This is a genomic window from Paenibacillus koleovorans NBRC 103111 (assembly GCF_004000845.1).
GTDB classification, from domain to species: domain Bacteria; phylum Bacillota; class Bacilli; order Paenibacillales; family NBRC-103111; genus Paenibacillus_AA; species Paenibacillus_AA koleovorans.
Genome location: NZ_BIMA01000061.1, coordinates 12,576 through 26,142 on the forward strand (window position 1 = coordinate 12,576; position 13,567 = coordinate 26,142).

At 57.3% G+C, this 13,567-nt stretch carries 9 protein-coding genes; 1 reads left to right on the forward strand and 8 read right to left on the reverse strand.

Annotated elements, in window-relative coordinates; all coding sequences use genetic code 11:
* Nucleotides 1–84: 84 nt before the first annotated feature.
* Nucleotides 85–1,239 carry a GGDEF domain-containing protein gene (locus tag PKO02S_RS19500; RefSeq protein ID WP_127585518.1) on the forward strand — a complete coding sequence of 385 codons (1,155 nt, stop codon included), beginning with the start codon at nucleotides 85–87 and terminating at the stop codon, nucleotides 1,237–1,239.
* 415 nt (nucleotides 1,240–1,654) lie between these two features.
* Here PKO02S_RS19500 and PKO02S_RS19505 read toward each other — a convergent pair whose 3' ends face one another.
* From PKO02S_RS19505 to PKO02S_RS19540, 8 genes are all read right to left on the reverse strand, one after another.
* The gene (locus tag PKO02S_RS19505) at nucleotides 1,655–3,067 is read right to left on the reverse strand and encodes a N,N-dimethylformamidase beta subunit family domain-containing protein (RefSeq protein WP_127585519.1); all 1,413 of its coding nucleotides are present in this window, start codon (nucleotides 3,065–3,067) and stop codon (nucleotides 1,655–1,657) included.
* Between the two features lie 273 nt (nucleotides 3,068–3,340).
* Complete coding sequence (locus PKO02S_RS19510; protein ID WP_127585520.1) at nucleotides 3,341–3,958, reverse strand: TraX family protein; 618 nt, start codon at nucleotides 3,956–3,958, stop codon at nucleotides 3,341–3,343.
* 20 nt (nucleotides 3,959–3,978) lie between these two features.
* Nucleotides 3,979–5,214 carry a Gfo/Idh/MocA family protein gene (locus PKO02S_RS19515; protein ID WP_164821556.1) on the reverse strand — a complete coding sequence of 412 codons (1,236 nt, stop codon included), beginning with the start codon at nucleotides 5,212–5,214 and terminating at the stop codon, nucleotides 3,979–3,981.
* Nucleotides 5,215–5,361: 147 nt separating this feature from the next.
* Nucleotides 5,362–9,597, reverse strand: a complete 4,236-nt coding sequence (locus tag PKO02S_RS19520) for a polysaccharide lyase family 8 super-sandwich domain-containing protein (protein ID WP_127585522.1) — start codon at nucleotides 9,595–9,597, stop codon at nucleotides 5,362–5,364.
* A 32-nt stretch (nucleotides 9,598–9,629) separates the two neighbouring features.
* The gene (locus PKO02S_RS19525; RefSeq protein WP_127585523.1) at nucleotides 9,630–10,640 is read right to left on the reverse strand and encodes a Gfo/Idh/MocA family protein; all 1,011 of its coding nucleotides are present in this window, start codon (nucleotides 10,638–10,640) and stop codon (nucleotides 9,630–9,632) included.
* The gene (locus tag PKO02S_RS19530) at nucleotides 10,637–11,671 is read right to left on the reverse strand and encodes a Gfo/Idh/MocA family protein (RefSeq protein ID WP_127585524.1); all 1,035 of its coding nucleotides are present in this window, start codon (nucleotides 11,669–11,671) and stop codon (nucleotides 10,637–10,639) included. The genes PKO02S_RS19525 and PKO02S_RS19530 overlap by 4 nt, the downstream gene beginning before the upstream one ends.
* 65 nt (nucleotides 11,672–11,736) lie before the next feature.
* The gene (locus PKO02S_RS19535; RefSeq protein WP_127585525.1) at nucleotides 11,737–12,594 is read right to left on the reverse strand and encodes a carbohydrate ABC transporter permease; all 858 of its coding nucleotides are present in this window, start codon (nucleotides 12,592–12,594) and stop codon (nucleotides 11,737–11,739) included.
* Nucleotides 12,588–13,544 (reverse strand): ABC transporter permease, encoded by a 957-nt coding sequence (locus tag PKO02S_RS19540; RefSeq protein WP_246067139.1) that lies wholly within the window; start codon nucleotides 13,542–13,544, stop codon nucleotides 12,588–12,590. The genes PKO02S_RS19535 and PKO02S_RS19540 overlap by 7 nt, the downstream gene beginning before the upstream one ends.
* Between the last annotated feature and the right edge of the window lie 23 nt (nucleotides 13,545–13,567).

Genomic DNA, 13,567 nt, shown 5'->3' on the forward strand with positions numbered 1-13,567 from the left:
TGACTCAATCAGCTAGGAGTTGACTGCATAATCCGGTATACTTTATGGAGAGCAGAACACTCCCTCCAGAAGCTGGTGGTTCCCTTGAACTTTTTCCTGGATTCGAAAACGATCTTCAGCACGCTCGGCATCGGGCATTTCTTCAGCGTGATCCTGATTCTAGCGTACTGGCGCCAGCAAGCCAAAGATCCTTCGCTCCAAGCTTTCTTCATGGCGAAATGCACACAGACCGCAGCCTGGCTGTTTCAATTGCTGCGCGGCGGCATTCCCGAAGTGGTGGCCGTCTCCGTCTCCAACACCATTCTGTTCGTCGGGGTCGCCCTGGAGATCATCGCCTTGCTAAGTCTGCAAAACGTCTTAAGTGAGCGGATCAAACGGTTCTACCTTTATTATACCGCGCTGTCCATCGTCGGCTTCGTGCTGATTCTTATCCTGAACAATCAAGAAAACATTCGGATCGCCTTCGCTTCCCTGGTCACCGCCGTTATGATTATCCCGGTATACCGGGTCATTCTGGGCAAAGATTCCACCTTGCTGATGAAAATGATGGGCGGCGTCTATTTCCTGATCGTCGCTACATCGGTCGCCCGAGGCGGAGCCGCTCTCCTGAATAGTCCGACCGTGGGGCTGTTCACGCCCGGCGCCTATCAGACCGTTTCCCTGCTGGCCGTCTATTTGGTCATGATTCTAGGGAATACGGGCTTCATCTTGCTGTTAAAAGAGAAAACGGATCGCGAGCTCGTCCGCTTGGCCAGCACGGACGACTTGACCGGCGCCCTCAATCGCCGCACGTTTACGGCCATAGGCAAACAGTCGCTTGCGGACCATGCCGGCAAACGACTGCCTGTCTCCTATATGCTGTTCGACATCGACCGGTTCAAGACGATCAACGATACGTTGGGTCACTCGGCCGGCGACCAAGTGCTCGTTGATCTGACGGCGCAAGTTCGGCGGGTGCTCGGCGCGAAAGATTTGTTCGTTCGTTACGGCGGCGATGAATTCGGCATCCTGCTGCCCGGCCAGAGCGAAGCCGAGGCCGACCGGATGGTCGAACGAATCCGACATGCACTGGAAGGCGCTCTTGGCCGAGGCATATCCGTCGATTATACGATCAGCATCGGAATTTTGACCGTCATCCCGGATCCGAATACGCAGCTGGAAACGCTTTACACGACTTGCGACAAAGCCCTCTATGTCGCCAAGGAGCAAGGGCGGAACCGCGTGCATCGTATCGGTTGACCGTCAGTTGATCGCCAGTCCCGATCCGTTGACCTCATGTTGACCAGTCCCGCCATAACGATATGTCGGGTCGGCAGGTTTAGCGGACAGGAGATCCGTTATTGTGTTCGTTTCCTCGTTTTTTGACTCTTTGGCGGACACACGAGCCCTTATTCGAATTCCCAAGAGTTCAAAACGCCACTTTTCAGCTGAATAAGGTCAGCTGTGTCCGCCAAACTCTCGTAATCGTTCCTTTTGTGCCAAATAAGGTCAGCTGTGTCCGCAAAAAAGTCTGATGTTGGCTTCCTGTACATTCAAAAGACGAGCATGGACCTAAGTAACGATTTCATAACGCTATTGCGAATGCCGCTTGCTGACTGCCAAGCACCGGTTGCCGAGCAGCGAGGCGGATAAGCCCGGGAAAGCCGGCATCCCCTTACTTCAGACATCGCGCCAGCAAGTTCCGCGTGATCTGCTGCACCCGTCGGTCCGGCCCTTGCGTCCGGCCGAGCGCTCCCATCGCCGGAATATGGCCGGGCGGGGCGCTCAGCGCTTCCGCCCACCAGATCGTACCGGCGTTAAACACCCAATTGCCGCGCGGCCCCGGGTAGATGACCGCGGCATGTTTGCCGTCGCCCTTGGCCCGCGGCGCGAAGCCGATATCCGGCTCGCCCGGCTGCAGGCCGATCAATTCGCTGCGGGCCAGCACCTCCAGCCCGTCAACATCCTTGAACGGCTCGCCGTGGTACTCCCAGCCGATCAGGCCCGGGATCCGGTCGCCCGCCTTCATGCCCGTCCCCTCGAACACCCAGTGATCGGGCTTCGCCACCGTCCAATCGCCGTACCCCGGCCCGAAGCTGCTCGCCCCCATCAGCTCCCGTTCGTCCGGGAAGTAGCGCTGACGGGCGAACGAGCGGAACGGCTCCTTCTCCGTCGCGCCATAGGTGACGATCTCGTGGTATAGCGCGTTCCCCGAGAGGAACAGCAGGCTAACCCCGGCGTCACGGGCTCGCGTCACATTCTCGTACATTTCCCGCGTCCAGTACTCGTCGTGTCCGACCGAAATGAACACTTCCGCGTTCATCAGCAGGTCGGGGTCCGCATGCGTGTCCAAGTTGGAGCAGTAGGTCACGTCATATCCTTCCGCCTCCAGCCAATAGGCTAGCGGAAACTCCCACAGCAGAAATTCTCCCGAGCCGCAGGACAACGGCGCATCGACGATTTGGCAATATTTCGCGTAGGGCCGATCGAAGCTCACCCTGACACCTGCTCCTTGGTACCACATCTCCGGCGATCCGTCGTCGTAGATGGAGTTCGTCGCCGGCCATTTGTTGTAGGCTTGCCACGTCAAGTCGCTCACCTGCACCAAGACCTTTGTCTTCCGGCGCGCCTTCACGATGAAGATCGCATAGCTCTGCAGCCGCGGCATCTCCTCGCGCGTCAGCTTCGCCAAATAGACGCCGCTCGTCCAGTCGTCCGGCACCGTCAGCGTCACGCTCGGCTCCCAGCCGCACTCGCGAAGCCGCTCCACCGTCTCCATCGGCATCCGCTGCTTCCGCCCCTCGATCGGGCCCATGTGCAGCATGTGCCGCCCACCGTCGCCGCCGTAGTAGCCTAGCCGGTAAATATCAACCTCGAAGCGGCCCTCGGGCTGAACGCTTACCATGAGCTCAAGCGTCTCCCCTGGGTAGACGCTTGTCCGCGATGCATACCCTTCGATCGCCGACGAGCGCAGCCCACGGATAATCGGACTCGCCTGCAGGTGCTCAGGGTAATCGTATTGGAACTGCGTAATCTGCCAATCCAGCGTGCCGGGGTGTTCGTTCTCGATTCGGGTCTTGTTCGTCATCTGGCAGGACTCCCTCTATCGGATAATGGTGTACGTCGTTACATTTAATATACCAAACGAATGGGCCAACCGTAATGACCTGCGCGAAGAAGAGTAAAAATTGGTCTACTTGGCGGGTTGGGCGGTCAGTTGGGCGGCGATGTAGGGTAATTTTGGTCTACTTGGCAGGATAGGCGGGCAGATGGGAGCGATGTAGGGGAAATTTGGTCTACTTGGCGGGTTAGGCGGGCGGATGGGTGAGCGTTTCGCGGGATGTCCCCATCGCCCGCCAGGTCACACAAGATAGCGAAGCATCGCCAGCGCGGCCAGGTGGGCCGGGTAGAAGCCGCGCCAGAACCACCGAGGCACCCGAACCTCGCTAAGCCGGCGAATCAGCTGCGGGTAGTTGATCAAGAACGTGGCGGCCAGGCTGTAAAGCTGCAGCTCCCAGCCTTTGAACCCCCAGAACGCCAAGTTCAAAACGAAGTGTGTCAGCAGCAACCCATCGACCGGGACAAAGCGAAATACCAATATCAACAACAACGCATACGACCCATAGTCCATCGGAATGATCTCCATCAGGACCACGCCCGCCGCTCCGATCCCAACACGCGCCCACATAAACGGAACTCGATCTACAGCAACCAACACGAACAGCGACAACACGAACGTCACCAGCACATTAAACTGCAGCTTGTCTAGCGCATACATAAAGGGGAACTGCGACACCGCCGCGAGCAAAGACAGCCGCAGCACATATTTCTTCAAGCTGCGTGTGCGCAGGTAGCCCTGCACGATCCCATACGCATACAGCGGAAACGCCAGCCGCCCTATAATACGCCACGCATCTCCCTTAAAGAATATGACGCCGAGATGATCGATCAGCATGGTGATCATGGCCAGAACTTGCATCCGCTCTAACCCTCCACTATTTACTCATAAGCTACAAAAACATCCGGATCCAGCAGCTCCCAGCCCGCCGGCGGAACGCCGAAATCGGGAATAGGCAGCATCTCTCCGTCCCGCTTCGACGATTCGTGAGCGATCAGGCCGGGCACGAGATAGTCGGCGGCGCGCCAGATGTGGTTCGGCGGCAGCTTGCCGGTCTGCACCGACTTACAGAAGTCGTCGACCAGAAATTGATGCGAGCCGAGATGGCCGTTCGGCAGCCCTTTGAACGCAGGCGGCAAACGGAAGCCGTGATGGACCTTCGCTAACGTCGCGTTGAAATCATGCTTCAGCGCCCCGTGCAGGTCGGTCTCGTCCAACCGAACCGTCTCTTCCTTGCACGACAAGTCATTTGTCAGATCCTCGACGGCTCCCCACTCCAGGCTTGACCAAGCCGCCCCGCCGGCGTGCTCCTCGAAGCTGCCGCTCGTTCCGTACATGCTCATGTAGACGCTGTTCGTACCACCCCAGCCGACCCGGCGAAACTCGTTGATCCGCATCATGCCGCCGTCGGACGTGCGCACCAAAGCGCTTTGATTGCTGAACTTGTTGTCCCATAAATTAGCGCCTTCTCGGAAGATGCCGTCCTCATGACGATCTACGAACCCAAGCGCGGAAACATTCGTCGCCTTGGCCCCGGTAACCGAGAGGATCATGCTGACCGTATGGGTCGGATAATACATCGGCGGGATGCCGGCTACTTTTTTCCAATCGTCCGCGCCTGAATATTTGAATGCCTCGTAGAAGCCGTGAAGCATATCGTGCATGTACTGCGCTTCCCCGTACACGAACTGCCCGAACTGTCCGGCCTTGAACCGATTGCGGCACAGCACGGTGCTGGGGTAGTAATAGCTCGTTTCGCCCGTCATATAAATAAGCCCGCTTCGCCGGACCTCTTCCACGATACCGCCGATCTCTTCCAAAGACTGCGCCGCGGGAACCGCCGAGTAAACATGTTTGCCCGCCTGCAGCGCCTGAATCGTCTGCGGACCGTGCAGATGCCGCTGCGTGAACAGCGCCACCGCGTCCACGTCGCTCTTCAATAAAGCCTCGAAAGAATCATACACCTCCGACAGGCGGAACGCCTTCGCAAACTTGTCCCTCCGCTCCGTAACTGTCTCCGCCAACACGACCTCCGTGACGTAAGGATGCGCCTGAAACAGCGGAATGAAGCATCTCGAGAACTGCCCGGCTCCGACAACGCCTAGTCTGAATCCCACAGGAATCCTCCTCTAGATAAAGTTTTCGATCCGATCTCTAGCAGTCTATCGTTAGTTTTAAGTCTAGCTCCCTATAAGTATACCATTCCCCGCACAAAAAAAGCCCGGCTCGCTCCAGTCAAGCTGGAAGCCAAGCCAGGCGAAACATTATTTCAAAGCTCCAGACACGATCAACTGCGGCGGATAGGTCCCGTTCTCTTTGCTATTGATGTCCGTCATCGCGATCGATGTCCCCGTCTGCAGCACAAGGGACAGGATGCCGTCGCCCGACAGCTCCGACTGAGCCAGCGCGGTCAAGTCCAACTGGTAAAACTTGCCGCTGGTAGTCGTCTGGAAGCTGGCCACGGCCGCACCGCTGCTGGACGGCGCATTATTCCAGGTCAACCCGGATTCCGTCCACGAATCGCTCGCCACCCGATAGACGCTAACTTGGGAGGCGACATCCGATAATCCATACAATTGCAGAGCGGCGCCACTAATGGAAGCGAACTGGCTTAGATCGAACTTGAGATACGCCTTCCGCTTCACATTCGCATTGGTCGACTCGTACAGCTTCAGCAGACCGGAGGTCCCGTAATTGTCGTTGCCGGAGGTGCCGCCCCGCACGGTTGCATCCGCCGCCGGCGCCACCCGCGTCAGTTGCGCATTCTGCTCGATGCCTCTCACATACAGAGCAGGCTGTCCGCTGGACGACTCCAAGCTGCGGAACTCCATCAGCAGATCCTCGCTCGCCACCCCTTCCAGCAGGAAGGTAATTGACCCTCGGCCGCTGCCCAATGCCTGCCGAATCGCTTCGGTCACATCGAGCTCGTATACTTGCTCCGTCGTGCCGACGGTAATGCTGTCCAGCATAGAGCCTACGATCGCCGGGGCATTGTTCCAGGTGACCGTCGACTCGGTCCAGCTGTCCGGCGACGCTTCGTACACCTTCAGCGTACCGGGAGAACCGCCGGAGCTTCCCTTCAGCCGTAACACTGCCTCCGCCGCCGTCGCCATGCCGGAGAGATCGAACTTCAAGAGCCCCTTGCGGACCAGATTCGAATTCGTCGTCCCTTTCACCTTCAACAGATCGGAGCTGCCGTAATTGACGCCTGCATCAGTGCCTCCCTTGATGTAGGAATCCGCTACCGGAGGCAGTACATTGCCGTCCGACGGCGGCCCTAAGGTGAAGGCGGCATGGATCGCCCGACCTTTCGCACCGTTGACATTCACTCTTAATTTGAGCGAGGGCTGCATGCGCACAATCGTAATTCTCGAGTCTTTGCTGACCAGCTCCGCGACGCTCTCCTCAATCTCTACCTCAATATTATCCGTATTGAGCTGAGTAGGATCGGACACCGACACCTCCAATGTGGATCCGACCACACGAGTCATCACGGAAGCTTTCTTGTTGCTCGTAATCGGACCGACCGTACGAGTGCCGTCATTCCAGAAGTTGGCGGCGAAAATCCCCAGCTCGCTTTCTCGCACAGCCTGAACGCTGCTGGAATTCTCCACGACCGTAATATCGGCGTTGCTCGCATACTGGCTCACTTGTGTCGCGGTTTGGCCCGGAAGCATGACATAGGCATACTGCCCATTGGTCGGATTCGACCCATGATCGAACCTCAGGCTGAGGTAATTTCTAGTGTGCGGCTGGGCTACGTTAATTCCGCTAGGGTTATGGTAAGGATTGATATCGACCCACGCCCCGGTTCTGGCTTCCCGGATTCCCTTAATGGTAGCGCCGCCCGGAAAATAATACCCGATATCGGCGCCTGCGGTATCGCCCTGCAGATGGACCCAGCTCGTATTACTCATCGTCTCGGTCCAACCGAGGCTGCCGGACTTGATCGTTCCGTTTACCTTCAGGACGTTGTTCCCAGCGCCATTCAGCTTGCGATTCTCTACGACCGTTTCTATGGGGCGACCCGATGTACTGGCGATTCCCGCACCAAGTGCTACAATCTCGTCGTCGAACATGAACCACGATTTTTTCCCGACCAGCGTATTCTGATAGCCATAAATCTGCATGCCTGCCACACCGTACAACCCGCTGATGTCCGTCCCCCCGACCCATGACACCGGGCTCTTGTACTTATTGCCGGAGCCGACCGAACGAGTCTGTTGGTAGTCCACCGTTATGCCCGGCAAACGATGCGCGTCCACGGTCGGCCAGTAGTCTTCGTTAAATTGGCGCACATCGTCGTTGTATAGATAGGTCATGCCGAAGCCCGTGTAGTAGCCCCGGATATTCTCCTGATTCGGCGGCTGCTGATATTCATAGACCCCGATTCGCTGGGAAGACATGCTGATCGCAAATGTGAAGCCCGGCCTATGATGCACGATCCGATCCATTGCCGGGAACTGCTTGTGCCTTACCGGCATTTCGCGTGCGACAACCGCGGGATCGCTCATGATCGATTTGATTGTCTGGATCGTTTGGATCGACAGGTCGGTATAGAAATTGCTGAACAAGCCGGAGTTGGCCCACTTCTTCACTATGCCCTTGAGATTGGCGGCATCCGTCGGGGAGGCGAAGGAAGCGATCGTGGGCAGACTGGTCAGCAAGGTCCGGCCTGCTTGGAGATCCTGGCTCCCCGCCCGCGACATCGCCCGGCCTCTCACCATGTCCATTAAGACACCGCGGAAGAACAACGGCTCATAGGATTCATACACCCAGTCGAAAATGCGGCTTGCTCTAGGGTCGGTCAGCTCCCAGTTCGAATCGTTCAGCAGATCCATGTAGGCGGGCAGTACGCCCACCAGCACCAACCCATAGCTGCCGGTATACGCGATGTCGTTGTGCTGGATGAACGAACCGTCTTCATAAAAGCCGTCTCCGGACGTTACGTAGTCGAACACATCCACAATGCGGTCGCCGGACAGCTCCAAGGCGTCCGTATCCTTGAGCAGAATGCCGATCAAGGCTTCGTTGTAGCTTTTCTCCACGAGATTCGCTCCCGTCATATAACCGATTCGAGGCGCGCTTGTGGCACTGCGGGAATCGGCGGGATCCGGGGAAAAATGGTGTATCGCATTCATTTGCGCTGTAATCAAAGCTTGTTTGCCTTGCGCGATCAAGTCGTCGTACATGAGCACATTCAATTTGAGCAGCGCGCTCGGCACGCCGATTTCAAACTTGTACCATTGCTCATTCTGCGCAATGGAGGCGTTGTACCAGTTCGTGTTGAGGAAGGCCATCCCGTCTATGATGGCTTTACGCACAGCCGTCTTCGTAGCGGGCGACATCGTGGATTCCGGCAACTCATAGGCGCGGGCAAGCGCGAGCAATCGGCCATAAGAGTCCTCCGCATCGAAGATGGAGCCCGTCGTCAGATCCGACCACAAATACAGATTTGCACTCACGTTGGTATTCATGGACGACCATAACGGCTCGGCAAGCGTATTGATTTTGGCGATGGCCGCACTTATATCGCTGTCGCTCGGATTGTAACCGTCCGCGCCGACGAGGGAATCCTTCACCTTCTGGCGCAGCCGGTCATAGTCGTCCTCGAGCGCCGGGTTCCGGACGGTAAGCACAAGCTGGTTTTGCTTCGTCACACCGCCAAGCGTAACGGAGGCTGTAATGGCGGTTTGACCGGGCGAGACTCCCGTCGCGGTCGAGAGAGCGCTTCCAGAGGCTGCAACCGCAACCACCCCGGCATTGCCACTGGACCATGTGAAGGTCGCCCCGATTAGCGGAGCCAGTCCGCCGTCGCTCATCGTCCCTGTCACTTCTACGGCGGTCTGCTTATCGTCGTTCAGCACGAGCTTGGCCGCATGTACGGTTACGGAAGCCAGCGTTCGCGACATCTCGTATACTTCCACTTCCTCCACACGCGGGATGAAGCCGCCGGGGTCAGTTACGAACACGATCGTCATTTTCTTAGCTGTTGATTTGGTGAAGGAGACATCATCCAGCGAGCCGGAGGCGTAATCAGCCAACACGCGGGAAGCAACGGTCGTCCATTTGGCCGGGTTGTCGTCATAGGTGCCGGTAAACGACGGATCGTTCAGCACCTTGATCGTATAGCTGAGAGGCAGCGCGGCCGACGCGCCCGGTACGACAAAATCAAGCTTGACTCGGTCGAAGGCGGTTGCCGCTCCAAAGTTGAGAGCCAGCCACACCTCCCCCGTAGCCACATCCGTGGTCAACGGTCCCCAGCTCGTCCCCGTATCTCCGTCGTTCGTATGTCCCGGCGGGCGATTGCTGGCGGAGGAGCTCGCCGTGGCGATCGTCCCTCGCGAGGAAGCCGCCAGATTGACGGGATCCGTCACGGACGCCGAAACTCTCTCGGTCTTAAACAAAACCCCTTCATAACCAAGCAAGCCTACTAGCATGGCAACTACAAGCGCGAATAACATCCATCCTTTTCTAGTTGAACTTTGGGTTGCTTGCATTCCCTCATCATCCTCTCTTCAGATTCGAAATGCTAGAATACAATTTCTCGAGCCTGCTGCTGCGACTTATAAGCGCCTAGAATGATTTCCAGCGAATGAAGTCCGTCCTTGCCCGAGACGAATGGCGCGCGGTCCTCCAAGATGGCATGAGCCATATCCCGGATTTGGGCCGCATGTCCGTCGGGAAACAAGGAAAACGAAGGCAGAGCCGGGAGCTCGATCGGATCTCCGACAACCTCCAGCGTCGTAATTTCGTCATCGGTCAAAATCAGCGTGCCGTACTCGCCATGAATCGTGATTTGATGAAGAGGCTGCTTATACGCGGTCGTCGTCGCTTCGATCGAGCCAAGCGCGCCGCTGCAGAATTGCAACGAGACGACAGCCGTATCCTCCACCTCGATGCGTCTCAGCACATTCCGCGCGTAAGCTTGCAGCGATACGACCGGACCCGCCAGCCATTGGAGCAGGTCGATCGTGTGGATGCCCTGATTCATCATCGCGCCGCCGCCATCCATCGCCCAAGTACCGCGCCAGCCCGCACGGTCGTAATAGGCCTGCTCCCGATAAAACTTGACGTACCCCGAGCACAAGCTCAGCCGACCCAGACGGCCTTCGTCCAGCAGCTTTTTGGCGAATTGGCTCGTGGGTGTCATCCGCCTTGGGAAAATCGTAGTCAGCTTCACGCCGTTCGCTTCGCACGCTTCGATCATACGATGGGCGTCGTCCAGCACAATCGCCATCGGCTTCTCGCTGACGACATGCTTACCCGCCCGCGCCGCCTGCATCGTCTGCTCGGCATGCATCCCGCTCGGCGTACACAGGCAGACGGCATCGACCTCCTCGTCCGCCAGCAGCTCGGCGTAGTCCGTATAGGCCCGAACCCCATACATGCCGGCGTATTCGGCGGCCCGTCCCGGGTCTGCATCGCAGACGGCCGTCAGCTCCGCGATGTCGGTCATCTCGATTCCGGTCAGGTGACTCTTGGCAATCGCGCCGCAGCCGACTACGGCGAAGCGCACTCGTTTCTTATGCTGTTGATTCATACCGTTGCTCCTTTATCATGAAAAGCGTTGAATTCGACTGCACCCTCGTCCGCCAGTACGGACGCCCGGCAAGTCTCAAGCACGTCCCTAGCGGTCAACACACTCGGCCTGCGATCGATCCGGGCCAGGAAATCCTCGGTAATGTTGACGGCAGGCGCCACGAGCTCCTGTTGTTGGAACGGTTGATCGCTCGTAATCTGGAAGTACAATTCTTCTTGCAGCCCGACCGCCGGATCGCCGCACAAGCGCAGCTCGGCGCAGCCCTGGGTGCCGGTCACGAAGAGCCGGCAATCTCCCCATGTCCAGCTAAGCCTCGGGGTGTGCCAATCCGTGTACAGCTGGGCGAGCAGGCCGCCGCTCATCATCACTTGCGCGGAAGCCGTATCATAGAAATCCGGATGCTCCGGCATGATGTGCTTCGCCTTCTGGCTCTGGATCGCCGCGATCTCCTGCCCGCTCAACCAGCGCAGCAGGTCGAAATCGTGGACGAACAAATCCAGGATGAGCCCTCCGTTCCGCTCCTTGCTGAAATGCCAGGCGTGGCGCGTCTCCGGCCGCAGTCGATGGGGCTTGCGCAGGGTCAAACTAACCGGCTTGCCGAGCTCGCCCGCATCGAGCGCCTGCTTCAGCGTGAAGATCGCCGGGCGGAACCGCTCCGTGAGCAGCATGCCCACTTCAATCTCCCCCCGCCTCATCACAGCCTCGAGCCTTTCCAGACGCGCGCGATCCGTCACGATCGGCTTATCCAGCATCACATGCTTGCGGTTCCGCTCGCACCATTCGATCACATCGAGCTTGCTGCCGTTCACAGCCGAGGAGCCGATCACTCGCACGGACGCTCCCCTCAATTCCGCTTCTTCCCTAAGCAAAGGAATCCCGTACTTCGCCGACAGCAGATGTGCCAGCTCCGGCTCATCGGGATCGTAGATCCCGACACAGGACCAACCAAGCCCCAGCATTTCCATAATGAAGGTTTCAATATGACCGTGCTGGCAGCCGTAAATCCCGAATTGTTGTTGCTTGTCAGCCATTGTCCGTCCCCCGTTGTCTTTTCACTGATCGCCATTGCCTTCCCGCCATCCCGCCAGCGGCCTCGCTACCCTTTCACAGAGCCGATCATGGCGCCTTTCACAAAATATTTCTGCAGGAACGGGTACACGCATATGATCGGCAACGTCCCTACAATGATGGTGGCGAATTTGACCGACTGATCGATCTCCACCTCCGCCCCGTTCTGGCCCGACACATCGATAATGCCGGTCTCCATCAGCATCCGAATGGTCACCTGGAGCGGGAACAAATCCTGGCTTCTCAGGTAGAGCAAAGCATTGTAATAGTTGTTCCAGATCGCCACCGCATAGAACAAGCCGATCGTCGCCATCACGGGTTTGGACAAAGGCACGATAATTCTCAGCAATATCCCCCAATCACCGAGCCCGTCCATCTTCCCGGCCTCCTCCAGCTCCTTGGGCACTCCCTGGAAGAACGTGCGCATGACGAACAAATTCCAGGCGCTGACCGCACTCGGCAGTATCATCGCCCAGATCGTATCGATCAGTCCGAGCGAACGTACGACCAGAAACGTAGGAATCATCCCGCCGTTGAACAGCATCGTGAAGACGATGAACAGGGTGATCGTTTTGCCGAACAGCAAACTCTTGCGAGCCAGCGAATACGCGGCGAAGGAGGTGACGATCATGGAAACGGTTGTCCCCAGCACGACATAGATAATCGTGTTCTTGTAACCCGTCAGCACCGAGGAGCTTTGCAGCACCTTTTCGTACACGCGGGTTGTGAAGCCCTTCGGCCAAATACTTACTTCACCGCGTAAAATATACTCATTGGAGCTAAGCGAAACGGCGAGCATATAGAGAAACGGGTACAGGATCACGACGCAGAACAGGAACAGCACCAGCAGCAAAAACCAATCGAACAGGCTCGCCTTTTTTACCATAAGCTGACTTCACCTACCTTGCGCGCCATCCGGTTGACGCCTACCACGAGCACCAGCCCGATCAACCCCATGAATACGTCGATAGCGGCTCCGTAGCTGAAATTGCTCTGTACGATCCCCATTCGATACACATAGGTCGGAATAATATCCGCCGTCTCGTAAGTTGCGGGATTGTAGAGCAGGTACACCTTCTCGAACCCGGACTCCAAAATATGCCCCACTCGCAAAATGAACAAAATGACGATCGCCGGCAAAATTCCGGGCAGTGTAATATACCATACTTTCTTAATGCGCGATGCCCCATCCATCTCCGCTGCATCATACAGTTGAGGGTCGATAGTCGTCAGAGCGGCCAAATAAATAATCGAGCCCCAGCCGATTTCTTGCCATATCCCAGTCGACACATAGATGGTGCGGAACCAGGACGCTTTCTGGAGAAACGCGATCGGCTCCATGCCGAGCCAGACGAGCGCCTCGTTAATGATGCCGGTAGTCGGAGACAGGAACATCGCGGCCATCCCCGTCACCACAACCGTCGAGATGAAATGGGGCAAATAGCTGACCGTCTGCACGAACCGCTTGACGAACGTTATTCTCACTTCATTCAGCACAAGCGCCAGCAGGATTGGGGCCGGAAACCCGAAGATCAGGTTATATAACCCAAGCAGCAGCGTGTTCCGAAACAACGGCCAGGCGTCCGGGTTTTGGAAAAATTGGATATAGTACTTGACCCCGACCCAGTTGCTCTCCCAGATCCCCTTGAACACCTCGTACTTCTTGAACGTAATGATAATGCCGAACATCGGCGCATATTTGAACAGCACATAGTACAGGACGGCGGGCAGCAGGAGCAGCAGGAACACCCGATCCCGCTTCCACTTGCTTAGGAAACTTCCCGGCGCCGGGGAGCGCCGGGGTGTTGCCGGACGGACATCTACACGTTGTCGCAAAGCTTTCCCTCATTTCTAGGCTG